Annotated in this window: 21 protein-coding genes and 2 pseudogenes; 18 read left to right on the top strand and 5 right to left on the bottom strand. The window is 43.3% G+C overall.

Annotated elements, in window-relative coordinates:
- The first annotated feature begins 1 nt into the window (after position 1).
- The 9 genes from gatB (at position 2) to ccmA (ending at position 10,010) form a co-directional block, all read left to right on the top strand.
- Positions 2-1,432, top strand: coding sequence for an Asp-tRNA(Asn)/Glu-tRNA(Gln) amidotransferase subunit GatB (gene gatB / locus ACVX3G_RS01130; RefSeq protein WP_011229792.1), 1,431 nt, complete (start codon positions 2-4; stop codon positions 1,430-1,432).
- A 175-nt stretch (positions 1,433-1,607) separates the two neighbouring features.
- On the top strand, positions 1,608-2,912 hold the full coding sequence (locus ACVX3G_RS01125; RefSeq protein ID WP_011229793.1) for a homocysteine synthase: 1,305 nt from the start codon (positions 1,608-1,610) through the stop codon (positions 2,910-2,912).
- A 518-nt stretch (positions 2,913-3,430) separates the two neighbouring features.
- Entirely contained in the window at positions 3,431-4,510 is a 1,080-nt protein-coding gene (locus ACVX3G_RS01120; protein WP_011229794.1) for an ISL3 family transposase, read from the top strand.
- Positions 4,511-4,816: 306 nt separating this feature from the next.
- Complete coding sequence (locus tag ACVX3G_RS01115) at positions 4,817-6,097, top strand: IS110 family RNA-guided transposase (protein WP_041470245.1); 1,281 nt, start codon at positions 4,817-4,819, stop codon at positions 6,095-6,097.
- 435 nt (positions 6,098-6,532) lie between these two features.
- Positions 6,533-6,922 carry a hypothetical protein gene (locus tag ACVX3G_RS01110; RefSeq protein ID WP_011229796.1) on the top strand — a complete coding sequence of 130 codons (390 nt, stop codon included), beginning with the start codon at positions 6,533-6,535 and terminating at the stop codon, positions 6,920-6,922.
- A gap of 117 nt (positions 6,923-7,039) precedes the next feature.
- Positions 7,040-7,921, top strand: a complete 882-nt coding sequence (locus ACVX3G_RS01105) for an NADH dehydrogenase (protein ID WP_011229797.1) — start codon at positions 7,040-7,042, stop codon at positions 7,919-7,921.
- The gene (locus tag ACVX3G_RS01100) at positions 7,905-8,645 is read left to right on the top strand and encodes a hypothetical protein (RefSeq protein WP_014194784.1); all 741 of its coding nucleotides are present in this window, start codon (positions 7,905-7,907) and stop codon (positions 8,643-8,645) included. The genes ACVX3G_RS01105 and ACVX3G_RS01100 overlap by 17 nt, the downstream gene beginning before the upstream one ends.
- The gene (locus tag ACVX3G_RS01095; RefSeq protein ID WP_011229799.1) at positions 8,642-9,343 is read left to right on the top strand and encodes a hypothetical protein; all 702 of its coding nucleotides are present in this window, start codon (positions 8,642-8,644) and stop codon (positions 9,341-9,343) included. The genes ACVX3G_RS01100 and ACVX3G_RS01095 overlap by 4 nt, the downstream gene beginning before the upstream one ends.
- 13 nt (positions 9,344-9,356) lie before the next feature.
- The gene (ccmA, locus tag ACVX3G_RS01090; RefSeq protein WP_011229800.1) at positions 9,357-10,010 is read left to right on the top strand and encodes a heme ABC exporter ATP-binding protein CcmA; all 654 of its coding nucleotides are present in this window, start codon (positions 9,357-9,359) and stop codon (positions 10,008-10,010) included.
- A gap of 413 nt (positions 10,011-10,423) precedes the next feature.
- Here ccmA and ACVX3G_RS01085 read toward each other — a convergent pair whose 3' ends face one another.
- Positions 10,424-11,785: an IS4-like element ISGka3 family transposase gene (locus tag ACVX3G_RS01085; protein WP_011229802.1), complete on the bottom strand. Its 1,362-nt coding sequence runs from the start codon at positions 11,783-11,785 to the stop codon at positions 10,424-10,426.
- Between the two features lie 321 nt (positions 11,786-12,106).
- Between ACVX3G_RS01085 and ACVX3G_RS01080 the strand changes: the two genes are divergently transcribed.
- The 9 genes and pseudogenes from ACVX3G_RS01080 to ACVX3G_RS01040 all read left to right on the top strand — a co-directional run bounded on the left by ACVX3G_RS01080 (position 12,107) and on the right by ACVX3G_RS01040 (position 23,182).
- Positions 12,107-12,259: a gallidermin/nisin family lantibiotic gene (locus tag ACVX3G_RS01080; protein ID WP_011229803.1), complete on the top strand. Its 153-nt coding sequence runs from the start codon at positions 12,107-12,109 to the stop codon at positions 12,257-12,259.
- A gap of 531 nt (positions 12,260-12,790) precedes the next feature.
- Positions 12,791-13,159 (top strand): helix-turn-helix domain-containing protein, encoded by a 369-nt coding sequence (locus tag ACVX3G_RS01075; RefSeq protein WP_011229806.1) that lies wholly within the window; start codon positions 12,791-12,793, stop codon positions 13,157-13,159.
- Between the two features lie 133 nt (positions 13,160-13,292).
- Positions 13,293-13,664, top strand: a complete 372-nt coding sequence (locus tag ACVX3G_RS01070; protein WP_223812567.1) for a winged helix-turn-helix domain-containing protein — start codon at positions 13,293-13,295, stop codon at positions 13,662-13,664.
- Positions 13,547-13,933: pseudogene (locus tag ACVX3G_RS01065) on the top strand (IS630 family transposase); the annotation flags it as partial. The gene ACVX3G_RS01070 and the pseudogene ACVX3G_RS01065, both read left to right, overlap by 118 nt.
- Before the next feature lie 392 nt (positions 13,934-14,325).
- Positions 14,326-17,466 carry a lantibiotic dehydratase gene (locus ACVX3G_RS01060; RefSeq protein WP_014194788.1) on the top strand — a complete coding sequence of 1,047 codons (3,141 nt, stop codon included), beginning with the start codon at positions 14,326-14,328 and terminating at the stop codon, positions 17,464-17,466.
- Positions 17,467-17,631: 165 nt separating this feature from the next.
- Complete coding sequence (locus ACVX3G_RS01055) at positions 17,632-19,461, top strand: ABC transporter ATP-binding protein (RefSeq protein WP_025038888.1); 1,830 nt, start codon at positions 17,632-17,634, stop codon at positions 19,459-19,461.
- Positions 19,442-20,737 carry a lanthionine synthetase C family protein gene (locus tag ACVX3G_RS01050; protein WP_014194793.1) on the top strand — a complete coding sequence of 432 codons (1,296 nt, stop codon included), beginning with the start codon at positions 19,442-19,444 and terminating at the stop codon, positions 20,735-20,737. Before ACVX3G_RS01055 ends, ACVX3G_RS01050 begins: the two co-directional genes overlap by 20 nt.
- A gap of 341 nt (positions 20,738-21,078) precedes the next feature.
- Positions 21,079-21,777: a response regulator transcription factor gene (locus tag ACVX3G_RS01045; RefSeq protein WP_004888808.1), complete on the top strand. Its 699-nt coding sequence runs from the start codon at positions 21,079-21,081 to the stop codon at positions 21,775-21,777.
- Entirely contained in the window at positions 21,764-23,182 is a 1,419-nt protein-coding gene (locus ACVX3G_RS01040; RefSeq protein ID WP_014194795.1) for a HAMP domain-containing sensor histidine kinase, read from the top strand. Before ACVX3G_RS01045 ends, ACVX3G_RS01040 begins: the two co-directional genes overlap by 14 nt.
- A 93-nt stretch (positions 23,183-23,275) precedes the next feature.
- Here ACVX3G_RS01040 and ACVX3G_RS01035 read toward each other — a convergent pair whose 3' ends face one another.
- From ACVX3G_RS01035 to ACVX3G_RS01020, 4 genes and pseudogenes are all read right to left on the bottom strand, one after another.
- The gene (locus ACVX3G_RS01035; protein ID WP_025039376.1) at positions 23,276-23,710 is read right to left on the bottom strand and encodes a NisI/SpaI family lantibiotic immunity lipoprotein; all 435 of its coding nucleotides are present in this window, start codon (positions 23,708-23,710) and stop codon (positions 23,276-23,278) included.
- 54 nt (positions 23,711-23,764) lie between these two features.
- Positions 23,765-24,553: a lantibiotic immunity ABC transporter MutG family permease subunit gene (locus ACVX3G_RS01030; protein WP_004888811.1), complete on the bottom strand. Its 789-nt coding sequence runs from the start codon at positions 24,551-24,553 to the stop codon at positions 23,765-23,767.
- A 1-nt stretch (position 24,554) separates the two neighbouring features.
- Positions 24,555-25,301: a lantibiotic immunity ABC transporter MutE/EpiE family permease subunit gene (locus tag ACVX3G_RS01025; protein ID WP_008881432.1), complete on the bottom strand. Its 747-nt coding sequence runs from the start codon at positions 25,299-25,301 to the stop codon at positions 24,555-24,557.
- An 18-nt stretch (positions 25,302-25,319) separates the two neighbouring features.
- Positions 25,320-25,979: pseudogene (locus ACVX3G_RS01020) on the bottom strand (lantibiotic protection ABC transporter ATP-binding protein); the annotation flags it as partial.
- Between the last annotated feature and the right edge of the window lie 112 nt (positions 25,980-26,091).

Below are 26,091 nucleotides of genomic sequence, written 5' to 3'. Positions count from 1 at the left end.
GATGAACTTTGAAACGGTCATCGGACTTGAGGTGCACGTCGAGCTGAAAACGAAATCGAAAATTTTCTCCAGCAGCCCGAACGCGTTCGGCGCGCCCCCGAACACGCAAACGAACGTCATTGACTTAGGGTATCCAGGCGTGCTGCCGGTGTTGAACCGACAGGCGGTCGAGTTTGCGATGAAAGCGGCGATGGCGTTAAACTGCGAAATCGCGACCGAGACGAAATTCGACCGCAAAAACTACTTTTATCCGGACAACCCGAAAGCGTACCAAATTTCGCAATACGATCAGCCGCTTGGCCGAAATGGCTGGATTGAAATTGAAGTAAACGGAAAAAAGAAAAAAATCGGCATCACCCGCATCCATCTCGAAGAAGACGCCGGCAAGCTGACGCATACGGGCGACGGCTATTCGCTCGTGGATTTTAACCGTCAAGGGACGCCGCTCATTGAGATCGTCTCCGAGCCAGACATCCGCTCGCCGGAAGAAGCGTACGCCTACTTGGAAAAATTAAAAGCGATCATCCAATATACCGGCGTTTCCGACTGCAAAATGGAAGAAGGGTCGCTTCGCTGCGACGCCAATATTTCGCTTCGCCCGCTCGGTTCGGACAAGTTCGGCACAAAAACGGAATTGAAAAACCTCAACTCGTTCAACTTCGTCCGCATGGGGTTGGAATACGAAGCGAAGCGGCAGGAGAAAATTTTGCTTTCAGGCGGCGTCATCCGCCAAGAAACGCGGCGCTTTGACGAAGCGACGAAAACGACCGTCCTCATGCGCGTCAAAGAAGGATCGGAAGACTACCGCTACTTCCCGGAGCCGGACTTGGTCATGCTCTATATTGACGACGAATGGAAAGAGCGTGTCCGCGCCTCGATTCCGGAGCTGCCTGACGCCCGCCGGAAGCGGTATATCGAGGAGTGGGGCTTGCCGGAATACGACGCCAAAGTGCTGACGCTGACCAAAGAAATGGCGGATTTCTTCGAAGCAACGGTCGCAAACGGCGCCGATCCGAAACTGGCGTCGAACTGGCTCATGGTCGAAGTATCCGGGTACTTAAACGCCGAGCAAAAAGAGCTCCATGACATCGCGTTGACGCCGGAAAGTTTGGCTGGGATGATCAAACTCATCCAAAACGGCACGATTTCGTCGAAAATCGCGAAAAAAGTGTTCAAAGAACTCGTCGAACACGGCGGCGACCCAGAGAAAATCGTCAAAGAAAAAGGGCTCGTGCAAATTTCCGACGAAGGAGCGTTGCGCAAAATTGTGCTCGAAGTGCTCGACGCCAACCCGCAGTCGGTCGAAGACTATAAAAACGGCAAAGACCGCGCGCTCGGCTTCCTTGTCGGCCAAGTGATGAAAGCGACGAAAGGACAAGCGAATCCGCCGCTTGTCAATAAGCTGTTAGTAGAGGAAATTGGAAAACGATAATGAAACAATAGGAGGCCTGCCCACCGGCAGGCTCTGTTTTCAATAAAAATTTTTGCACTATTAAAAAAATACAATTGACAAACGTTGTGATCGAATGATAGATTTTTTATAAGAAAAAACCAATTGATTTAGTAGGATATGAAATCTCGAAGGGTCAAAGAGGGGAGAGGAAACGATGAGCAATGAACAAACTTTCCGCCCGGAGACGCTCGCCATCCACGCCGGGCAAAAACCGGATGCGGAAACGGGCGCGCGGGCGGTGCCGATTTACCAAACAAGCTCGTATGTATTCCGCGACAGCGAGCATGCGGCCAATTTGTTTGGCTTGAAAGAGGAAGGGTTTATTTACACGCGCATTATGAACCCGACAAACGATGTCTTGGAAAAACGGATCGCGGCGCTTGAAGGCGGCATTGGAGCGCTTGCGCTGTCATCGGGGCAGGCGGCGGTGTTTTATTCGATCATCAACATCGCCTCGGCGGGCGATGAAATCGTCTCGTCGTCGTCCATTTACGGCGGAACGTACAACTTGTTCGCCCATACGCTGCGCAAGTTCGGCATTACGGTGAAGTTTGTCGATCCGTCCGATCCGGAAAACTTTGAGCGGGCGATCACCGACAAAACGAAAGCGTTGTTTGCGGAAACGATCGGCAACCCGAAAAACGATGTGCTCGACATCGAAGCGGTGGCCGACATCGCCCATCGCCATGCCATTCCGCTCATCGTCGACAACACGGTGGCCAGTCCATACTTATTGCGGCCGATTGAATTCGGCGCCGATATCGTCGTCCACTCAGCGACGAAGTTCATCGGCGGGCACGGCAATTCGATCGGCGGTGTGATTGTGGACAGCGGCAAGTTCGACTGGAAAGGGAGCGGCAAGTTTCCGGAGTTCACCGAGCCAGACCCAAGCTACCACGGGTTGGTGTATGTGGACGCCGTCGGCGAAGCGGCGTACATCACGAAAGCACGCATTCAGCTCTTGCGCGACTTAGGAGCGGCACTGTCGCCGTTTAATGCGTTTTTGCTTTTGCAAGGATTAGAGACGCTTCACTTGCGGATGCAGCGTCATAGCGAAAATGCGCTCGCTGTTGCTAAGTTTTTAGAAGAGGAAGAAGCCGTCGAATCGGTCAACTACCCAGGGCTTCCGAGCCATCCGTCGCATGAACTGGCGAAAAAGTATTTGCCGAATGGGCAGGGCGCGATCGTCACGTTTGAAATCAAAGGCGGCGTCGAAGCCGGGAAAAAATTGATCGACTCGGTGAAGCTGTTCTCGCATTTGGCCAACATCGGCGATTCGAAATCGCTCATCATCCACCCAGCCAGCACGACGCATGAGCAGCTGACCCCGGAAGAACAGCTGTCCGCCGGCGTCACCCCAGGCCTTGTGCGTCTGTCTGTCGGCACCGAAGCGATCGACGATATTTTGGACGACTTGCGCCAAGCCATTCGCCAAAGCCAGACGGTGGGGGTGAAGTAGAAGTAGCGAAGCGGATATAGGAAACATTTAGAAAATATAAAGAGTGTCCTAAGCGAAAAAACAGGGCGCTCTTTTTTGATTTGCGGAGCAAACCGTTCTTCTCCTTCCCATTGTTCACGGCTTTCACTTTTGCGCAATTCCGGCACGCAAAGCAGCATCCTGAGAGCTGGCTGGCAACGATCGTGCGGAGGCCAGCGAATACACGACGGGCAGCGGGCATCACCCCCGCTTCCTTGATAGAAACCGCATCGCCTTGGCCCGAGATCTTTCTTACGCGTATGATAGCATTTAAGTTGCATATAGTGATGCTAGTTGAACGCAGCGTTCCACTAGCATCACGGGTCAATGATTTTGTATAAGCATGGATAAAATCTTCTGTTCGAAATTTTTGGCTCTTCACCACAAGTTGTACTTGAGATTTTAAGATAGGTATGCATAGAGAAAATAGAGGGTACAAAAAATGCGAATTTTCCTGTATGGTAAAGGTGACCAAGCCAACCCATTGGAGGAAAATTCGCATGTACGCTCAGTTTATCAAAGAACTCATCGATTTACCAGATGTTTTGATTCAAAAGGTGCGAAAAGAAGAAGAACGTTGGATTTTCGAACTTTCTCCCACCGAACAATGCCCGTTATGTCCTGTCTGCTTGAAGCGTACGATCAAAATGACAGGCAAAAAGAAGCAATGGATGCATGGGTATGCTCAACGGATCGGCATCTTTTGGGTGGAACTCCCTGTGGAGCGTAGACGTTGTGGCACGTGTGGCATGACATTCAGCACTTCTTATCCCGGAATTTCCCCTCGAAGTGTAGCGACGGATGCGTTTCAGCAATGGGCAGCGCAATGTTGCATCGGAACCTCCATTCAGGCGGTGGCTCGAATGCTCCAGCTTCCTTACACGACCGTTGAACGTTGGTTTTATACCCATGCCCCTTCCTTCCTATCGAATGACATCCAACCAAAGGCAGTTTGTGTCGATGAGTTTGCGTTTCGAAAAGGACATGACTACGGAGTGGCGGTCATGGATGCCGAAACGGGAGAAGTGTATGCCATTGAAGCAGGAAAGAACGAGGAAGCCATTGGACGTGCGTTGGCTCATGTGTCTGATTCTGTTCAGTATGTCGTGAGCGATTTGGCTCCAGCGATGAAAAAAGCCATTCAAGGGATGTGTCCGGAAGCGAAGCATGTGGTCGATGATTTTCATGTGATTCAGTTGTTTACAGAAGCGTTGGATCGATGCCGCAAATCCTTAGGAAAAGAGGGCAAGAAACATGGGCATGTTCGGTATGTTTGCCGCTTCTTGACCCAGTGCCCCGAGAAACTCACCGAGGAGGAACGCCAAACGGTGCAGAAGTGGCAGAACGCTTGGATTCATCGATACTTGTTTTGTCCTTGTTCCGCTGTTCGTGCCATCGCAAAAGCACTTGTCAAACGAACAGATGAAATCATTTCATGCATATTGTCTCCTTATTCGAATGGGAAGATGGAGGGAACGAATAACAAGATCAAGCTGATGAAACGTCGGGGATACGGATACCGAAATATCCAGCGTTTTGCACTGCGGGTTCGGCTAGAAACAGCTAACATACTTTCATGACAGGTGCAAGTACATCTTTTGGTGATGAACCAAATATATACCGGCACATTAGAAAAACCTTAGAATTTCAATCTATTCTAAATGTGAAAAAGGAGTTTTTCAGCTTGCTCATTAACTGCTTGGTGAAAAAAGATGGAATCTATGATGTCTTTATACATCTTTCATCAAGTAGTTAATGATAGATATCAACATATGGAAAGGAGCATTCCCGTTAGGAGCTTTTCCGGGGACTTGATCAAAAAAAGCCCTCTTGGTATGATGCAGGGGTGTCAACCACATCTCTCACCATACCAAGGAGGACTTCAGATGAATTGTACACAAAACTATAAAATTGATCAAGTTACGGAACAAACGCTTGTCGTGGGCATCGATATCGCGAAACGAGCCCACTACGCCTGCTTCGTGGATGACCGGGGGCGCGTGCTTCGCAAGTCGTTCCCGATCTTCCAGTCGAAAGAGGGGTTTCAGCAGCTGTATAAAGCGATTCAGGAGGCGATGCAAGCGTTTGGGAAGTCAGAGGTGATCGTCGCGGTGGAGCCGACCGGGCACTACTGGTTGAACCTGGCCTACTTCCTCGAGGAGCACGGGATCCCGTTGGTCATGGTCAACCCGGCGCATGTGTGCCGGTCGAAAGAACTCGATGACAACCTGCCGACGAAACACGACGCCAAAGACGCCCTGGTCATTGCCAGACTGGCGAAAGACGGACGATTCCTCGTCCCCCGGCTGCTGCACGAGATTGAAGCCGATTTGCGCGTGGGGAGCACGCTCAAAGAGAAGCTCCGCAAGGAACAGACGGCGGTGAAAAACGCGATCGTCCGCTGGACGGATCGGTATTTTCCAGAGTTTTGGACCGTGTTTCGTGACTTGGGGAAAACGGCGCTTTCGGTGTTGGAGTGGACGCCGCTTCCGGCTGATATGGCCGGCCGGACGGTGGAGGAGCTTCTTGAGGTGTACCGGCAAAGCGAAGGGATGAAATGCCCGCAGAAGGCCAAAATTCAGGCGTTGATCAACACCGCGAAGGACTCGATTGGGGTGACGGAAGGGACAGCGATGGCCCGGTTTGAGATCGCCGCGCTCGTCCGCCGATACCGCCAATTGGAGGCGGAGATCGCTGCACTGGACGCCGAGTTGAAGGCATTGGTTCAAACGACGATGGAGTACCAATGGTTGAAAACGGTCGACGGGTTGGGAGACGCCATGATCATCGATCTTCTGGCGGAGATCGGCAGCTTCGCCCATTATCGGGACCCGCGCCAATTGGTGAAGTTGGCGGGCCTGACGCTCAAGGAGAACTCCTCCGGCCAGCGCAAAGGGCAAAAGCACATCTCCAAACGGGGACGGAAACGGCTGCGCTCGGTGCTGTTTCGGGCGATGATTCCGCTGATCCGGCACAACGAGGCGTTTCGCGAGCTGCATGAGTATTATACGACCCGATCCGTCAATCCGCTGACCGGAAAGCAGTCCATCGTCGCCTTGTGCCGGAAGCTGTTGAATGTGCTGTTTGCGATTTGTACGAAGAAACAAGCGTTTGACGCGGAGCGAATGAAACAGGACGTCTTGTCCCAGGTGCAACGGGCGGCCTAAGGCCTCCCCCTGCGAACGGAAGAATCGTTGGACAACGAGATGACACCGGAGAAGCTGGCGTGATTTCATCCATTCGACCTTGAGTCCCTAAAGGAGCTTGGCCGGCCTCCGCCTGATGACGAGACCGAACGAGGGAATGTTGGCGCGAAGACGCCCGGAGACATGGGAGGGTTCGTCCTCATCAGCGACGCGGAGATCCAAAGGGTGCATCGAATATGCTTCCCCCCCGCGGCAGGAAAATATAACCAGCCGTGGCCGCGAAGCGCACCCTAGGTCTGTAAGATATCCACAAAACTGAAAAAGGATGTAAGGGATTTTGTCGAAAAATATTTTTTGGACACCCCTGAGAGGCCGAAAAGCCTTGATAAATCAACATTTCTAGAGGGAGGACGATCCTGCGTTTTCAAAATTTATTAGGGGAGAGGGGATCGAATCATGAAGGAAAAACTTAAAATGGTTACTACTTTGCTTGCTTTTATCTCATTCATTGTGGTAGGGGGAGTCAGCGCCGCATCTTATGTTACGTATGCTGGGGTTCTCCCTCGTTTTCAAGGCGATACGGAATTAGCAAGCGCCAATAAAGCGACAAACAGTAAAAGTAAAGTGGAAAATTCGGTTGTGGGCGCCGATTATAAAGCAAACATGTGGATTCAGCAAGGTTCCACGAAAGTGTCGCCAACCGCGCTGAATGTAACCGATAATGACACGCGTTATTTCACTGTCGACCAAAGTGCTGTTGGCAAAAAAGTTTCATTAATGGCGGAAAATGCATCCTTCACTTACGTTACAGTTGACATCGCAGGCAAATTTTATCCCGACAATTGATCGATTTATAGGTATGTTCAGTCAACTTGGACAAGAAAGAGGTTTTCTTGGTCGGGGCGGTCTTCTTCAATATCACAAAGAAGACCGTCCTTAACAGAAGAATTAGGAGATGATAGTATGTATATAGAATTGATCAAACTTTTGAAAAATAGGAACTTTTACATCAGCGCAGCCTGCCTGTTGCTGCTTGTCATCGGCGCCGTCGTGTTGGGGGTGAAAGATTATCGTGAAAATGTGCAGTTGCTTGAACGAATTTACCACGACAATCCAAATGTTTTCGCCTTGGCATCGCCTCACCTTGAATGGGTTGGTCTAGGAGGCTTCCGCTTTAACGTATTTTCATCTCTATATTACTTCCTTTTTCCATTATTGTTGTCGATTCCATTGGTGGATTCGATTGATCGTGAGCGAAAGAGCGGAAATGTTCATTATCAATTGACACGGATGGGAAGAAGCGCTTATTACTGGGGGAAATTTTTGTTTTCTTATATCAGCGCGTTTTTCTTGTTTCTCCTTCCTCTTCTTTTTGGCGTCGTGCTCGTCAACCTTTTGACCAACCATTGGGATTATTCGAGCTTTTCCCAGGCATATCGGCAATTGGTCAATGGCACGTTGCCGTTGCCGGACAATTCGTTTGAAGGGGAAAAGAAAAGCCTTTTTTCTCCTTTATTGGAGATCTCCCCTTATTGGTATGTTCTCGCGTATTATATCATTGGCGGATTGTTTGCCAGCGGCTACGTCTGCCTTGGGTTAGGATTTTCCTTGTTGTTGAAAAATCGGTATTTGATTACTTTGATGCCACAAATCATTTATATGGTTTGTTGGGCGGCGCTGACTATCACCAACCAATTGGCTTGGGATCCGTTTAATTTCTTAATCCCTTCACAACCAGTGGAAGGATTGTCCTATTGGAAAATCGTCATCGTGTTTGTCCTCCAATTGTTGATTGCGGTAGCGGTATTTTCATATGGAGTGAAGAAAAGTGAAGATGTTCTCTAGACAGAACGTTTTTTTTGTTTGGCAAGATTTGCTGTTGCATCGAACCGTCATCAAAATGATTTTGGGCGTCATGGCTTTGTTGATGGTGGCGGGCATCTTGCCGCTAGGAATGGTGGTGGTGGGGAAGTGGCACAGCCTCAAAGATTTTATCTTGCTTTATCGGTATGAATTTTTTCATCTCCCTGCTTTTTTGTTTCTTTTAGGTTCCGCGCTTCAAACCAATGCGTGGGTGGTGCTAAGAAGATACCGCACGCGGAGGCAAATCGGTCTTCATAAAGCGTTGCTGGTCGTCGTTCTGGCGGGGGGCGTGTCTCTTTGGGTTGCCGCAGTAGGCGGATTATGTACAATGTTTGTGAAATACGTCATCTATCCTAATATGCCAAACGCCCATGCGGCTTTTTTGTACGTGCCGCATAGTGGGGATAAAAGCTCGTTTCTCTATTTTCTTGTCATGTACTTTTTCGTCACCGCGATATACGGATTGTTGTTTGTCGCATTCATTGATTTTGGGGGGAACCGCTTTTTCGCCTTCGCTGCCGTCATCATACTGGCTGTATTGGATATGTTCACTGTGCACATGCTCCCTTATTTGTTTTACATAAGTGAACAGACGGCTCCCGTTTGGACAATCTTAGTTCTCATTGCGATGATGCTGGTGCTGGTCTATACCATTTGCCTTTCGTCAAGCCAAAAAAACTACTATGTTCAGGATGATCTTTTATGAAACCGATGCATTTGGAGTTTACCCTGATCAAAATGGATGTCAAAAGAATTGTCATCACCTGCCTCCTGTTCCCACTGTTGGGCACTTTGATGTCCAGCTGGTCAGAGGCGTTTTCTTCCCAATGCCTATCGGAGTTGTTCTCCCGCTTATTCGGAGCGGTGACGATCTCGAATTGGATGTATTGGCTGATGATTTGCTTCGGCTATGTGGTGTTGCTCCAAATCGTTTGGAAAAAGCGGGATAAATATTTTGAACATAAACTGTTCATTTTGTTGAGGGATACGACGTCGTACACGATGGCTAGGCTGCTGGCAGGTGTTCTATTTACATTGGTGTATGTCTTGTCGGTGTTTTTGATCGCTGGCGGCTTCGGTCTCTTTGTGTCGCATATGGCGTTTTCGTTTGACCGTTCGCTCGTGCTCATGTTCGTGGGCATCGCCGTGAATTTGTATTGGCACGCCAGCGTGTGGATGTTGTTGAACGTGTATGCAACCCATCACTTGGCGAATGTTGTCATTCTCGCTTTGTTTTTTGTGGGTGTCAAGATGCCAACGCCTTTTATTCCTTTGTACTACAGCATGGCGGATCTCGTGCGGAGCAGCTCGATGTTCTGGTCGGCGTTGATGGTGGAGCTCTTGTCGATCGTTGCGTTCGGGTATTGGACGATCAAGAGAGTGAAGAACGCGGATTATATGTAGGAGGTTTTCAATTATGAAGGCGATCGTCTTATCCAATGTTTCCAAAACGATAAAAGCAAGGGAAGTTTTGCGCAATATCAACTTAGAGTTGGAAAGAGGAAAGATTTATGGATTTGTCGGGCCGAACGGGTCGGGAAAAACGATGTTATTCCGAGTCATCAGCGGACTTGTGAAGCCGTCCAGCGGCACGGTGGCGGTATTTGGCCAGACGTTGCACCAAGATGTATCATTTCCGAGCGATATTTCTGTTTTGTTGGAAAAACCAGGTTTCCTTGAACAATACTCAGGATTCGATAATTTGCATTTTTTAGCCATGATTCAGAACAAAATCGGCGAACGTGAGGTAAAAGAGGCGATCGAGCGAGTGGGGTTGAATCCGCATGATAAAAGGCCGGTGAAAGCGTACTCTCTTGGAATGAGACAAAGACTGGCCATCGCACAATGCATCATGGAGAAACCGCAGCTGATGTTGCTCGATGAACCGATGAATGCTTTGGATGAAAAATCGGTGGACCAAGTGTACCAAATTATTCGGGAGGAAAACAAAAGAGGCTGCACCATTTTGTTGACGTCTCACAACAAGGTGGACATTCAGTCATTATGCCATGAAGTATATTCGATGAATGAAGGGGTGATTACGGGTATGACCCATATTACGGCAGAATGACTGTCATGTGTGTAATGTCGAAATTCGCGAGGGGGTGGCCATCTTGAACAACCAACTGTGCGAAGGTGCCGCTTCCGTGTTCATGGGACAATCAAAAGTGAACCAATAGCTTCCTGCATCTGAGGAGGATGCTGGGAGCTTCAGTGCAGCAGCTCTTCTTCGTTGCGCCACTCCCCCATCCTACTCTTGAACAGGAGAGCCGCCATGGAAATGCCAAGATGTTGTGTGTTTTGCTTGGGTCAACAACTCTTTGAGGCAATCCCCATAGCCATCAAGTGAAGCCTTGGAGCGAGTAGCTCCAAGGCTTCACTCTTCATCTTTGGAGGCTGTGACCGTGAGAATATATAAAGATAGGCATGCCAAATACACCTTCCCGATAGAAGGTTTTTTTCATGGTATGAGGCGGGAATTTCTTACGACACCGGCATGATGACCAAACTCTCGATAATGTCTAAAGCGCTCTTTTTTGTATAACGCCTTGATTTTTTTCCGTGTTGAGCGATGATGTCACACAGTTTTAAAAGAAGTTGGACAGCTAACGCCTCCGAACACCATAAGGCTTGAAATAAATCCATACCGAACTCCTTGATCATACTCATCGCCTTATATTCGCTCAATTCCTTTTTCTGTTTTCGATAGAGCCATTCCCGCATTTTAAACATGACAGTGGAGCTGATCAATAAGGCAATCAATGTTCCATACAGGTGGCACTGAAAGCGAGCCCCTTTCATCGGTTTGAATCGATGAATGTGAAACAGGGATTTCCATGTCTTAAATACCACCTCAATCTGCCAGCGAAGAGAATACAGCGTATGAATTTCGTGCAAAGAGGTATAAATCGCTGGAATATTGGTGATATATACATATATTGGGTGGGGGCGTCGCGTCACGTACGCGGCCCCTTTTTGTTTCGCCTTCTGTTTCCATTGTCCTTCCTTCTGTCGCTCCTGTTCTTCTGTCAGCCGATACACAATGAGCCGCGGTTGATGAACTTTCTTTCCACTGACATACGCATGTTCCAGTTCCATGGTTTCTCCCGGTTGCAGCACCGCAAGGAAATCCTCTGGTTCCCATTTTCGAAATCGGTCCCCTTCTTTTTGGTAAATCCCTACATTGTGTTTGAGCCGTGAAATATAAAAGGCCCCGGCGTCATGAATGGCTTGCAATCCCTCAAGCGAAAAATAGCCTAAGTCTTTCAAACAAAGGTCTCCCTCTTGGATGGTCGATAGAAGGGACGCTCCGTAGGCGGCGTCGTGATGACGGGCATCTTCGACGTCCACATGGAGAACCTTCCCTTCTAGCCATTCATATTCTAGCTGAATTTTCACCCCAGGCCCCGTACATCCCTCGTAAATCCCCTGGATTTCAGGAGGCAGTTGAAACGACGTGGAATCGAGAATGCGAATCCGGAGAAACAGCGAATGTCTTGGACATAAGCGACGGGCCTCCTGAGTCTGATGAATGAGCAGTTTTTCAAACACCGCTTTGAGGAAACTCACCGCTTTTTCATGAAACCGTTGATTGAGCCCTTCCGCACTCAGAGAGGTGTTTTGCTTGAGAGCTAGAGCACTGCAAAGCTGCACCAATGATTTTTGACCGCCTCCTTCCTGGAGAAATGTGCAAAGTGCCACGAAATCATGGGCGCGTAACTTCCCCTTTCGTTGAATAAATTGATGATCTCGGGCCATATGTTCAAGTTCTTCGCACGATAACACGCTTCTTAATCCGTCTAAAAAACAATGCCATTCTTCTTGGAGAGATAAGGACGTCTTCAAAAAAACCACCCTTTCTAAGACATTATGAGGTCTTCAAAAGGATGGTCCAATGAGGCATATATTTATTCCTGTTTTCTTAACTTGATGGCTATGGAGGCAATCCCATATTATAATCACAATAAATTAAAGAAAATTATAAAAAATATATACCAATACATTAGAAAAATCTTAGAATTTCGATCTATTCTAAATGTGAAAAAGGAGCTTTTTAGCTTTACATTAACTGCTTGGTGAAAAAAGATGGAATCTATGATGTCTTTATACATCTTTCATCAAGTAGTTAATGATAAATATCAACATATGGAAAGGAGGGAATGAAGAATGGCGAAGTTGGATGATTTCGATTTGGACATTGTTGTCAAAAAACAGGACAACATTGTACAACCTAATATTACAAGTAAATCTCTTTTGTACCCCGGGTTGCATCACAGGCATCTTAATGTGCTTAACGCAAAATTCTTGTGTATCTTGTAACTCTTGCATTCGATGCTAATAACTTATAATTCTCAACATCCATATTGAACCATGGAAGAGTTGGAAAATTCCAAGAGAATTGATCACAAGACAACTTTCCAAAGAAAATAAAGGGGATTTAACGCTTGGATTCACCCTTGATCGACACTCGTCAAGGGAGAAAAGGAGTCAGTATAAGGGCAAGGGCGGGAAGAAGCCCTTGTCCATTATTCGCTTCGCCGAATTTGGCAGGTCTTTAGCTCAGCGAGCTTGGGAGGACAAAAAAGCTAAGCCGCTTCTTGTTGGAGAAACTCTTGCGTCAAAGGGACGGGGATTTGTCCGTCGGACCATCATATGCGGAAGATCGGCGAGTTTTAGGATGACGCCGGAACCCAGCCCTTGAGTGCGCTGTGCATGTGCAGGAAGTTGAAATACACCACAAGCTGAAAATGCTATATACATGCTCATTGAAAAGTTAACCTTCGCATAAGTGGTGCCCACTCCGGTTATACTGCTCCTAAGGAAAAGCATGGAAAAGGAGCGGAATCAGACATGAAACGGCTGAAAATCACCCATGATCACGGATGGACGCCTCGGAAACTCCGCAAGCAGGAACGGAAGATCAAAAACGCTCATCTCCGCCAACGTGTGATGGCAGTCCGCCTTGTCATGGAAGGCTATTTGGGCAGAGAGGTTGCTTCCATGGTCAATGTGTGCCGCCCAACCGTTTCCCATTATGTGTCGCTTTTTAACGAAGGCGGCCTTGAACTCCTGCTTCATCGGGATTTTGCCCCTGGTAGCCGTTTCTCACCGAAGAACAGCAGGAAGAGATCAAACACACCTCGTGTTGACCACGACACCTGTGGAGCTGGGCTGGGACATCGCTTCGGCGTGGAATACGAACATCCTTCAATCCTATAAGGCTGGTGAAAAACAAGTTTTTTGCTCAAACCAGCGGTATTTGATCAGCAAGGAGAACAGATCTGACAAAGTTTCTCTAATTGAAAAAGAGTTGGGATGAGTTGCCTTTTTCATTAATTCACCGGCCTTCTATGTGTACCACCATTACAGCATATCCATTTCCCGCGAAGCATTACGAAAGCTCTTGCATCGAAAAGGGCTTTCTTGGACCCGGACGACCTACACGTTGGCGAAAGGAGATCCGGACCGGCAAAAAAACTTCGAGAAACAAATGGACCTGATAAAAAAACTTAATGGATTCGGATTTCATCCTGTTGTACATCGAATGAAACGCATATCCGGTCGTATCATGTGTTGCGTACGACATTGTCAGAGGTTGGCCGTCAAAAGCAAGTGCCTACGTTCGGCCATCATGCTCACATATCGCTGTTTGGCGCGGTCAACGTCCACGATGGCGAAACGGTTCTTCATCAAGCAGGGGCAGCCAATGCCACAACGTTTTTAGATTTCCTGCGAGTTCTCAAAGAGCGTTACTCGGACCGACTCGTCGTCTTGGTGCTGGATAACGCTCGAATTCATCACACCAAAATGGTGAGAGAATTTTTGCGGGAAGAAGGATAGTGTTTTCACTTCATTTACTTTCCTCCGTATTCACCGCAACGGAACCCGATCGAACGCTTGTGGAAATGGCTGAAAGATACTGTCATTGCCAATGTGTTTCACAAAGATCGAAACGATATCGCCCAAGCCGTTTTTGCATGTTTCTCAATTTAAAAAATATCGCTGGAAAGCGGTATTTTCAGTTAAAACACCGGCTCTCTAGAATATCAAGTGAAGCTTGTGCTTAAGAACCCACTATATAAATGAAGAAATTGTAATAAATATCATAATTACTACTAGCAACCTAATAAGTGTTGAGGTGAGCGCAACATCATCAACTAAAGAATACGAATTCAGTCAATGTCAAAAAATCGAGAAACATTTTATCCGGCTGTAGGACAGTTAACATTCGGAAGAAATCACTCAAATCATGAATACAGGTCCCTCCATACCTACTTTGCAACGTGGTTCAGGACAAATTCAGCACTGTAATTGGGTGCAGATCTTGTAAAAAGAGTCACGCAATTTACGGAAGATTGAGAATCATTGAGTTGGAGGCTTGATTTATGAAAGATCTTATCTTTAAAAACATCGATACGTTTATGATTCGAACACCGGTTTTATCAGTAGACAACTATTTAAGATTTTTTGATCAAAAATTGACTGAGGGAGAAATGAAAGAGCGTCTGTTGGAAATTTGTCATAACCCTGTATTTAGAGAGAGTATCTTAGTAGCGAGTAAAAGTTTATATAATAAAATGATTGATTTTTGCAACGGCAAGGAAATAAAAAAATACGATTATTTTATCAAAGCCATTTATAAGTATTTGATAAGAATTAGCACGAGACCAACGCCATTTGGTCTTTTTGCAGGAGTAGACTTTGGTGAATACACGGATGAAAATACATCAATAAGATATGGAACGAATAAATATAAGAAATTTGCTAGGCCAGATTTAGAATGGCTGATGAAGATTGTAAAGAAATTGGAACAAGAACAATATGAGCAATTATGGTTCACGGTGAATGACAGTATATTTTTAAAAGGAGAACGGGCATATTTACTACATTCGACACGAAAAGACGATGACAAGCGAGTCAATGAAATCAGCGTCAGAGTCACCCTTCCTTTTAAAATCACGTGTGAATTAGCTCGTCACTTGATCCATTACCAAACATTAAAAAAAGAATTAATAAAACAATTTCCAAATACGAGTGAGGAAAAAATTGAACGTTTTCTCAAGCAACTAATAGAAAACGAATTTTTAATTTCCAATCTCCGCCCACCATTAACAGTAATGGATCAGCTTGATTATCTGATAAAGCGATTGAAAGAAAGCCATATAGAAGAGTGGAGTAACGAATTAATTGATATTCAACAAAAGATTCGCACATATACCATGACTCCGTTAGGAGAAGGGGAGCAAATATATAAAGAGTTACATAAAAAAATGAAAAAGTTAGCCGATACCAAAAATGTGTTACAAGTTGATATGAAGTTAAACTTACAAGAAAAGAAACTGAACAAGCAAGTGATAAAAGATGTAAATGAACTAATGCACATACTTCTACCTTTTTCGATGACCTATCAACAAACAGATTCTCCACTTTCGAGGTACAAGCAAGAATTTATCGAAAAATATGGGGTGGACAGAGAAGTTCCTTTACTAGAAATGCTTGATAATGATCTTGGTATAGGAGCACCTATGGATTATACAAACCCGAAAAACGCAAGACTCGCTGTAGGTGTACCCCATCAATTGATTGATGAGCAGTTAAGAGAATATTTTCTTCATAAATATATCGAGGCGGTTAAAGACAAAAAAAGTATAACAATAACAGAAGACGAGATAAAAGAATTGGGTCTAGATGATTATGATTACCAAAGCATCCCGGATTCATTAGACATTAACGTCATTATAAAATGTGACTCGGAACAAGATCTTGAGCACAATCATTTCAAATACTATATTGGTCCTAATTTAGGATCGACCCATGCGGGGAAAAGTTTTGGAAGGTTTTCTTATATGATGGAAGGGGAAGAGAAACTCTTCGAAACGTTAAATAAAGAAATGTTGAACTTGAATAATGATAGTGGCGAGTATGTAACTTGTGAGCTTGTTTATTTGCCAAATGAAACGAGACATGCCAATGTGACAAGAAATATTCATAACAGCGAATACGAACTTGCGTTGTTTACTAACAACAGCAAAGATGAATATCATCGATTGAGCTTAAATGATATTTTGATCGGCATAGAGAACGATATGTTTTATGCCAAAAGCAAAACACTAAATAAAAAGTTGATTATTACTATGAATAATATGTTGAATACCCAAAATGCCCCGAATGCGATTCGTTTTTTGTATGATATAAGCTTAGATGGCAAAAAAATTTGGTGTAATTTCCCTTGGGATACAATCTTTCAAGACTATGCTTACATACCGGCAATTGAATACAAAAATTTCGTCATAGCACCGCGAAAATGGGTGATCAATAAGATTATTAAAACAAACGACAAAATTAGTTTTACGGAATTTGAAAAACGCTTTAAAAAATTTTGTTCTGATTACGATGTGCCGAAATATGTTTATTTGACTTTTGCAGATAATCGGATTTTGTTGAATACAGAGGATGAAAATTGTTTAAGAATTCTTCATCACGAATTTAACAATAGATACGGAAACATTATTCTAAGTTCTTATGAAGAGGCTGATCTTCATTTAGTTAAAGATGATGCCGAAAAAGAGTATGTTTGTGAATTGGTCATTCCGCTAGTGAAAGTAAAACAAGAAAATCGTCAATGGTATGCCAAAGCGAAAAAATCAAATCATATCCCAAGTTTTTCAGATATAAGAGTCAAGTTGCCTTTTGAAAATTGGCTTTATTTAAAATTGTACGGGGTCCATTCTAGAGCGGATGATTTCATCGCCTTTTATCTTTCAGAATATTGTCGCGAAAAATTGGCTAAAGGAGAAATTGAAAAGTATTTCTTTATACGGTATGCCGACCCGGAGCAACATATAAGATTAAGGCTGAATGCCAGTGAAGAGAAACTTCTGCAGATTTATCCGGATATGAAACAATGGCTGCGAACGTTAATCGACAAAAGAGTGGTGAGTCGTTTTTCCATCGACTGCTATGAAAGAGAAATTGAGCGTTATGGTGGAACAGAATTGATCGATCTTGCAGAAAACTTATTTTTCTTCGATAGCATAGTAGTAGAGGACATATTAAAGTTAAAACGTTTGAAACATATTCAATTTAGCGATGAAGTGATCGGAATGGTTTCCATCATTCATTATATGGAACAGTTCGGCCTAAATTATGAAAGTCAATTGGATTTCTTGCAACAGCAAGTCAACAAACAAGACTATCGTGAAGATTTTCAAAAGAATCGATCTGTTTACATGAAAGTTTGTAATACGGATAATGATTGGCAAGGGTTAAGAGACACTGATGAGGGGATGTTATTATTAAACGTTTTGAACCAAAGAAACAGAAGCATAAAAGAGTATGCAAGCAAGATCCAGGACGGTCTCGAAGCTTCTTCTGAATTATCTATTTTAGACAGTGTGATTCATTTACACTGTAACAGGCTATTCGGCATTGATCGAGAATTTGAAAAGAAAATCCGTACATTAGTTGCCCATACGTTATATGCATTAAAGTATATTAAAGCTCATGGATTAGTGTTAAAAAATTAAAGATGTTATCCATTTGTCCAAGCATTGGGGAGACGATATATAATGGACCCACGACTTGGACTTTTTTCAACAAAAGCTCGACAAGCTCTCTTTTGTGTATTCAGGTGAAAAAACTTTTATGACGGGAAGAAGATCTCATTTTAGCATGCGGGGATTGAAAATGTTATGAATATAAAAGAGTATGATGATCACGTTACTATCAAAGATATTGTGAAATCAATAAGGATAGTTCCCAAGACGCTTGTTCTTATAAAGAACGTCGACAAACAAAGTTTTTTTATCATTATTTTCTTAAGCTTATTAATGGGAGGCGCACCGATTGTTACATTGCTCGGTTCGCAAAACTTGTTGAATGCAATCGGGTCCCAAAATATTCATATTATTATATCGGCATTGATCTTTTATATTTCTGCTGTTTTACTCAGCGAGATCATCAGCAGTTTCATGGAATATTACCAAAATAAGTTTCAAACTCTCATCAACTACAAACTTAATTTGCAAATCATGGACAAGTGTACAAGATTGTCTTTACAGCATTTTGAGGATGCCGAAGTTTATGATATGTTGCAAAGAGTACAGAATGAAACGCCGTATAAACCATTTGAAGTGTTTTTATCCATATTAGGTGCAATATCGGCGATTGTAACCTTTTTTTCATCGATGATGATTCTGATCCATTGGAAACCGTGGGTGTTGATTATATTAATCTTCATACCACTCGTTTTTTCTTTTTATTTTTTCAAGATTGGCCAAAGAGAGTTTAATGTTAGTTGGTTGCGTGCACCGGAAAAAAGGAAATCATGGTATTTGTCTTACCTAATGACAAGAGACAACACGTTCAAAGAAGTCAAAATATATAACTTGGCAGGCTATATTTTGAACAAATTTAAAGAAATCAACAAAACGTTCGTCGAGCAGGATATCCATCTTTTTAAAAGAAGAACGGTTTTTACATTTATTTTTGAGCTCGTTGAACAAATATGTATCAATACCGTACTTGTTATCATCATCATTTCGGCGTTGGCAGGTGAAATCCTTATAGGTCACGTCGTAGGGCTTATTCAGGCCTTGAACTTAATTTCTAGCAACTCTAAGAAAATATTGAATATCATCCATTCCCTGTATAAAAACAATTTATATATCAACCAACTGTTTGAATTTTTGGGGTTAGACGAAGAAGTATTGGACAAAGGAGATCGATTCGTATCAGGGATAGACAAAATCGAAAATATTAAGATAAGAAATTTAACGTTTCGTTATCCAACGAAACCAAAAGTAGTATTGAAAAATATTAACCTCGACATCAACAAAGGGGAAAGAATAGCCATCGTCGGTGCAAATGGATCAGGAAAAAGCACCCTTATAAAACTTTTATTGAAATTGTATGAACACGATGAGGATAGCATTTTTTATAATGGTGTGTCCATCAATGATTTGGATACGGAACAATTGAGAAAAAACATTGCCGTGTTGTTCCAAGATTTTGTGAAGTATGAATTGAAATTAAGGGAAAACGTGGGGTTTGGCGATATTACGCGCATTGATCGTGACGGAGAATTAAAACAAGCCATGGAGAGGGCGAGAGTAAATTTTATCGAGGATTTAGATACTCAGCTTGGTTTATGGTTTGTCGACGGTGTTCAGCTTTCGGGAGGACAGTGGCAAAAAGTAGCGATTGCTAGGGCGTTATTTCGGGATGCATCCGTATATATATTGGATGAACCTAGCTCGGCACTGGATCCCATTTCCGAGAAAGAAGTCATTGATATGTTTATCAATATGACAAAAGATAAAATTGGTATCTTTATCTCACATCGTCTATCAACAGCTAAGCTTGCCGATAAAATCGTAGTAATGAATGATGGTGAAATTGTCGGTATAGGTACGCATTGGGAATTGTTAGCTACGAATGAGTTATACAGAAGAATGTATGAATTGGAAGCTTTGAAAAACGAGGAGGAGTATGAGCATCTCAATGAAAGCGCTGGTTTGTAATCTTGCGAAAAAATTGTCGGATTATGAGAATATGAAGCGAATCGTCAATCACCCAAGTAATTATATTAAAATTGGAAACAAGACGATAAATCCGTTTAATGAGTTAAGTTTAAGCCATGGGTTACCAGCCTTATGTGCGCTGTACGGCGAATTGGGCGAACAATATCCGGATGAAGGTTGGGATTTATTAGGGCATCAATACATCAAAAAAATCGGTGAACAAATGAATCAACACGGCTTCCCTTCTTTATCCATGTTTACCGGATTGGCAGGGATCGGCCTTGCTGCAGTATGTTTATCCAAGGGAGGAAAAAGGTATCAAAACTTTATCTCAACGATTAATCAAGCCATCGAAGAAAGAATCGGAGAAATGATCGAGTATTTGAAACAGAAACCGTATCCGAATATGGACGATTACGATGCTATTTCGGGAGTAGCGGGTATAGCGAGCTACTGCCTATTATTTCCGCAAGAGATGAAAAAAAGTATTACGTTAATCTTAAAATACATTATAGATTTATCTCAAGATAAACAAATGGAGGATATCAACGTTCCTGGCTGGTATATTCCCCCAAAGAATGCTTTTTCAGACACTGAAAGGAGAAAATGGCCATCGGGTTTCTTTAACATTGGGTTGTCTCACGGTATACCTGCTTTACTCATTGTCTTGTGCAATGCTAAAAAACTGAATATTTACGTAGATGGGCAAGATGAATGCATTCAAAGAATAGCTGATTTTCTTATGAAGTTTCAAATTAAAGATGAAAATGGCTCTTATTGGGGGACTCATGTTTCTCTAGAGGAATACAAAAATGGCTCTGTCCTAAACAAAGATACAAGGGATGCCTGGTGTTATGGCACGCCTGGTGTTGCTTATTCGTTACTTATAGCAGGTAAAACTCTAAATAATCAATCATACATTGATTGTGCTGTCAGCGGAATGAAACTGGCAAGCAAACGGCTTTACAACATTTTTTCTCCTTCCTTCTGTCATGGTTTATCGGGAGTTGCGTATATATGCAACAGATTTTATGAAGAAACGAATATCAGCGATTTTAAGGAAGCCGCCTGCAAATTAGTCGATGATATAATAAAATTTTATAATGAGGAATTCCCTTTTGGCTTTAAAAATATTGAGGAGAGCGAAGGAAGCACGAAATATTATGATTATGTGGGACTAATCGATGGAACAGCGGGAATTTTATTGACGATATTAGCTATACAAAACTCGAAAAAAACGCCTTGGGATTGTGCATTTTTATTATCTGAAGTTTAAATGTTGTTTATATACAATGGAAAAGCCGACTGATCGATGGTTAGAGGCAAGCCGCAGAGGGGGCTCCATCATACCTTGGCGTACCGATCGGTCGAACAACTCCCTAAAAAGGGTGTTGTTCGATCAACCGGTCATCGATCAAATATGTTGGAAAAGGTTCATAGACAAGAGGTGTCTTTCACCCGGGCGTCACTCAAGACGTGCGCATTTTTTAGTAAAAAGCAACAAAGAGTAAAGCTTCACATTGCACCTATGAACAACGCAACGGTGTTATGAGATTACCCCATGATATGGGGATGGAATAGGTTAAAATGCGATTCAACTGTATGGGGGATCAAAAGATGAATAACAAGAAAATTTTGGTCGTTGATGATGATGAAGATATTTGCTGCACCATTAAACAATATTTGGAGCTTCATCATTATCAGGTAGAAACGGTCCACAGCGGTGTAGAAGCGTTGAAGATGATAAACGACGATTTTGATTTGATTGTGTTGGATATCATGATGGAAGGAATTGACGGAATGGAGCTGTGTACAATCATTCGTGATCGGGTTGATTACCCTATTGTATTTGTTAGTGCTAAAACGCTGGAGGAAGATAAGGTTCAAGCTCTGGCGATCGGTGGGGATGACTACATCACCAAGCCGTTCAGCTTAAAGGAGTTAAAGGCGAGAATTGATTCTCATTTAAGAAGGGAAGAACGGATTCGTTCAAACGAGAGATATCTTTTGAGTTCTAAAAATATTACGATTGATCTTTTGGCTAATGAAGTCTTTTGTAAAGGAAAGAAATTACCGTTAACAAAAAAAGAATATGAGATTGTGAAGTTGTTGATGCTCAATAAAAAGGTCGTTTTCTCCAAAGAAAGAATCTTTGAACGAGTATGGGGGATTGACTCCGACAGCCAGTTAGACACGGTTACAGAAAGCATCAAAAATATTCGAAAAAAAATCAAGGACGTCGATCCAGAAACCTCTTATATTCAAACATTATATGGGCTCGGCTATAAATGGGATGTGAGCAATGAAAAACGATAAAACAATCAAACGAGATTTTTACTTGTTGGTTGTGAAGGTAGTGTTGGCAACAGTGATCTCTTCGGCCGTTACCTATTTATGCGTAATCTATTTGATTATGACATTAACCACGAACGATGTGGTGAAACCGACCAATTATTTCGTGAAGGATTTGGATTTGATTGAAAAAAAGGTGAAAGAAAACGAAGAGGCGATTTTCAAGGGGAGATTAATTCCCATTCATCGTTACAGTGAAAAGATACAGGGAGAAGTTGTAGACATCAGCGGTAAGCATCTGTATGGTGATCGAGAAATTATAGACGATCAAGTAGATATTAGTCAATCGATCAACCGTGAGATTGTAAAAGGAAGCTATGTGTATCGGTTCATTCCCCTGAAGCATGATAACGCCATTCAGGCGGTATATGTGTTGAAAGCGCCTTTTGGGTTCATCATTAACAATCAAAATCGCTTGGAAGCCGTGTTGATTTATGCTGTGATGTTTATTTCTCCGTTGATCTTTTTTATTGTCTATTTGATTTTCTTTACATCTAGGCTGTACAAATCATTGTTTCATAATGTCAAATTGTTGCTCCAGGCTTCTGATCACATTGCAAGCGGGAATTTTGATTTTCAAGTCTCGGGGTTGAAAAGAAAAGAGTTTATCAAGATCCAGGATTCCTTTAATACCATGATCAGTGCACTGAAAGAAATGGTGGAACGTTTAGCAAAGACCGATGACGAACGAAAAATGATGGTATCATCGATCGCACATGATATCAGAACCCCGTTAACGGTCATCCAAGGACAAATTGATTTGATTCAAGATTTGAGAAAGTTGGACCACTTTGATGTCACTCCCCATTTAGAGATTATTCGCAAAAACTGTGGGAAGATGACCATGTTGACAGATAATTTGTCGTTGCTCTATAAAGTGGAGAATGACCACTTCTCATTGAATGGAAAAGAAGTGGATGTAAGGCAAATCCTTGAGGAGAAAAAACTAGAGATCTCAACAATGGTTTACCATCAAAAATCGATAAACATTTGCTTTGATGTGAATTTGCAAAAATCATCTTACATACTTGATGAAGCGATGTTAATGAGAGTGTTGGACAATATTTTATACAACAGCCTGAGGTTTACAAAAAGCGGAGAAATTAAGTTGGAAGTACATGATGAAAAAGAGGGGAATGAGTGTAAAATCTATTTTCGCTGTTCAGATACAGGAACGGGATTTAAAGAAAACGATACGTCTTTGTTGTTCCAGCCTTTTTACCAGGATAAGCAGTATAAAAATCATGTTGGATTAGGACTGTATATTGCTAAAAGAATTGTGAATCATCATGGCGGTGAAATTTGGGCCTACAACAATGAAAAAGGTGGAGCGACGGTTGAATTTTATATTAAGGAGCTATCTGATTAATCATCCAATCTTATGGGCTTTCCGCCGTTATCGAGAGTGGAGAATGCAGCTAGGGAGGAATTTCTCTTTCCCTAGCTGACAGTCTCTAAGCCTTTATTTTCTTTTAGCAATCAAAAATTGGTGGTTCACCGTAACAGCTACTTCTTCATCTGGGTTTACGCCTTTGATGCTGTATACCCAGCCAAAGTTCAAGTGAGTTCGTTTTTCATCCGTTTGATCGGGAATGACTTCGATCTTTCGCAGCTCTTTTTTACTCAAGATTTGATGATGCTCATTGATGGTAATCGTCTCCGCTACTTTCCCGATCGGTTTGTTCAATTGATTCCGATCGACTTTTGCTGCTTGAATCATGTACGTTCGGCCTTGATAGTGAATTTCTTGCAAATTTTCTTTGTTCAACTCGTATTTTGGTAATTTCCGATCGATCTCCATATTTTGTGTGGCTGTCTTTTTTAAGTTACTGACAAGTGAACAACCTGCTATAAAGAGGATTCCAATCAACATGAGGAGTAAGATAGAGTTTTTCATCGTTACTCTGAAACCTCCTTTTTTACCATCCCATTGAGAGGGAGCAGTGAACTTTCATTCATGTGGTTGATTTCCTTCCCAACGATGAAACCAGATCGAACCGATGATGGTGACGATGATGAAGCTTAGAAGGGCATAGGCTATTCCTTCCCATAATGATAGCGAAAAGGAACTTAATAACTGCGCCCCCAAGGTTTGCTTTACTTCGGGCATCATAAGAATCGGAAATTGTGAGAGACGAACAGCCCAAGCCCAAGGAATATAGCTCCATACGTGATCACCTAAGGAAGTTGCGCCAATCAGGGCAGAAATGAGAAATCCGCCGCTTCCTACTGCGATCGAGGCTCCCATTCCAAAGGCAAAGCTGATGAACAGATGCAAAGAAAAAAGGATGAGTGAGCCCACGATGGAGAGCATGGCTCCTTGCAAAAATAACTGATAATGAATGTGCGCCACTTTGAGTACGTATTTCATTCCAAAGAGCATGAGAATCGTCGCTAGCAAGATGTCCGCGCATGCAATAAAGATGAGCAGCGTGAGTTTGCCAACATACCATTGAACTTTGGATACAGGACCGGTCAAGATGTTCATGAAACTTCCTGCTTTTTCTTCTTGATAGGACATCAGCCCAGTCAGTAGGGAGATAATGATCGGTAAGGAAACGGCCATTACTTCAAAAAATCCTTGATAGATTTTCATCTGCCAAAACGTAGAGGTACGGTAGTGCGAAAAATACCATACCATAAAGAGAGAATAAATGATTGGCGTGATGATGACCATCATCCGAATCGCTGTGCGTTTTGTTTTTATCCATTCGGATGACAGAAGGCGAAGAAACGACATGTCAATACACTTCCTTTCGCGCAAACCAAACGGCGGTTAAAAAAGATAACAATAGAAACATGACAAGGGCGATCGCCAGGCCTATTGGAATGACAGAAGGATCCAATAGCGGACTCCCTTTTTCCAAAGGAACACCGTTCGGATGAACCCCGACGATCGGGCACATCATCCTCATTCCCCAGCTCCATGGGATGAACAGCCAATACGGTTGTGCGGCCATGACTACCCCTAAGGCGAGGCCAATGACACTGACAATGATCGAGACTACCATCCCGAACCGCTCGGCCACAAATAATCCGATCGGGATATAGGCTAAAGAGGTCAACCAAATGACCAAGCTGGCGAATACGGCGACCGTAGCTGATGAGAGGCTGTTGGGAAAAAGCCATTTCAATAAAACAAGTAAGATGATCAGCTCTATTGTTGAGAGCAACATGTAATAGGCGATGACGGTGATTTTGCTCCACCATAGACGCACGATGCTAATGTCGTGACAACGCAACACTTTATCGTTTCCTGACTTTTTCTCCCTTACCGTTGACAAGGAAGCGATCAAGGCTGTTCCAATCGGAACAAAAATCAATGGCCACCAATTAAATACGGCATATTCAAAATAATTGTGTGTGGAATTTATAGTTGGCATGGTGATGATGGCGTACAGGACAAAGAAAAGCGGAGCGATGAATACAAGTTTTTTCGCAAACGTCCGCTTATATTTTAAACGTTCTGACTCGAACATATTGAGCATGATTTCCATCCTCCTTCATTACTCGTTCACTACATCGACAAAGAGTTTTTCGAGATCTTGGCTTTCGTCTATTTTCCCTTCGTACCTGAGTTTTCCGTTTTGGATAATGCCAATATAATCGGCTAATTGCTTAACTTCGGACAAAATATGGCTCGATAGAATGACGGTGATCCCGTTTTCGGTAAACGATTGAATGAGTTTTCGCAAGTCCTGTATGCCTAATGGGTCCAAGCCGTTTGTTGGTTCGTCGAGAATGAGCAGCTTTGGATGGTTTAAAAGCGCTTTGGCAATTCCTAATCGCTGTTTCATTCCGAGGGAAAATTGAGATGCTTTCTTTTTCCCTGTATTTTCTAAGCCGACGATGTTCAAAACTTCTTGGATCCGCGACTCAGGCAAATGAAGCAATTTAGCGTGAACAAGCAAGTTTTCATGAGCCGTTAGATTGCCGTAAAGAGCAGGGGATTCGATCAGCACACCGATATCTTTTAAGTCTTTTCTGCTCCAAGGATGGCCGTTGATCATGATTTCCCCTTTCGTAGGACGCAAAAGCCCTGTCAGCATTTTTAAAAGGGTTGACTTTCCGGCTCCATTTGGTCCGAGCAATCCATAAACCGTCTGTTTCTTGACTTTAATGGATACATCATCTACGACGAGTTGTTTCCCAAACGCTTTGCTTACATCTCACATTTCGCACCCTAACAAGGTCAAAACAAAGGATTTTTTATTTAGTTTTTCAGAATAACTTTTTGACCAACACAACGAGCGATGGCAATCCTTTTTTTACCATCGC

This window comes from Geobacillus sp. PLS 41, assembly GCF_056494105.1.
Note: the sequence above shows the minus strand (reverse complement) of the source record. Positions and strands in the feature narration are given on the sequence as shown.

Coding starts and splice junctions, on each gene's coding strand:
- ACVX3G_RS01075 (WP_011229806.1), top strand. CDS start 12,791: ATGAAACGGCTGAAAATCACCCATGATCACGGATGGACGCCTCGGAAA.
- ACVX3G_RS01030 (WP_004888811.1), bottom strand. CDS start 24,553: ATGTCGTTTCTTCGCCTTCTGTCATCCGAATGGATAAAAACAAAACGC.
- ACVX3G_RS01120 (WP_011229794.1), top strand. CDS start 3,431: ATGTACGCTCAGTTTATCAAAGAACTCATCGATTTACCAGATGTTTTG.
- ccmA (WP_011229800.1), top strand. CDS start 9,357: ATGAAGGCGATCGTCTTATCCAATGTTTCCAAAACGATAAAAGCAAGG.
- ACVX3G_RS01025 (WP_008881432.1), bottom strand. CDS start 25,301: ATGCTCAATATGTTCGAGTCAGAACGTTTAAAATATAAGCGGACGTTT.
- ACVX3G_RS01110 (WP_011229796.1), top strand. CDS start 6,533: ATGAAGGAAAAACTTAAAATGGTTACTACTTTGCTTGCTTTTATCTCA.
- gatB (WP_011229792.1), top strand. CDS start 2: ATGAACTTTGAAACGGTCATCGGACTTGAGGTGCACGTCGAGCTGAAA.
- ACVX3G_RS01080 (WP_011229803.1), top strand. CDS start 12,107: ATGGCGAAGTTGGATGATTTCGATTTGGACATTGTTGTCAAAAAACAG.
- ACVX3G_RS01055 (WP_025038888.1), top strand. CDS start 17,632: ATGAATATAAAAGAGTATGATGATCACGTTACTATCAAAGATATTGTG.
- ACVX3G_RS01095 (WP_011229799.1), top strand. CDS start 8,642: ATGAAACCGATGCATTTGGAGTTTACCCTGATCAAAATGGATGTCAAA.
- ACVX3G_RS01045 (WP_004888808.1), top strand. CDS start 21,079: ATGAATAACAAGAAAATTTTGGTCGTTGATGATGATGAAGATATTTGC.
- ACVX3G_RS01040 (WP_014194795.1), top strand. CDS start 21,764: ATGAAAAACGATAAAACAATCAAACGAGATTTTTACTTGTTGGTTGTG.
- ACVX3G_RS01060 (WP_014194788.1), top strand. CDS start 14,326: ATGAAAGATCTTATCTTTAAAAACATCGATACGTTTATGATTCGAACA.
- ACVX3G_RS01125 (WP_011229793.1), top strand. CDS start 1,608: ATGAGCAATGAACAAACTTTCCGCCCGGAGACGCTCGCCATCCACGCC.
- ACVX3G_RS01115 (WP_041470245.1), top strand. CDS start 4,817: ATGAATTGTACACAAAACTATAAAATTGATCAAGTTACGGAACAAACG.
- ACVX3G_RS01050 (WP_014194793.1), top strand. CDS start 19,442: ATGAAAGCGCTGGTTTGTAATCTTGCGAAAAAATTGTCGGATTATGAG.
- ACVX3G_RS01035 (WP_025039376.1), bottom strand. CDS start 23,710: ATGAAAAACTCTATCTTACTCCTCATGTTGATTGGAATCCTCTTTATA.
- ACVX3G_RS01105 (WP_011229797.1), top strand. CDS start 7,040: ATGTATATAGAATTGATCAAACTTTTGAAAAATAGGAACTTTTACATC.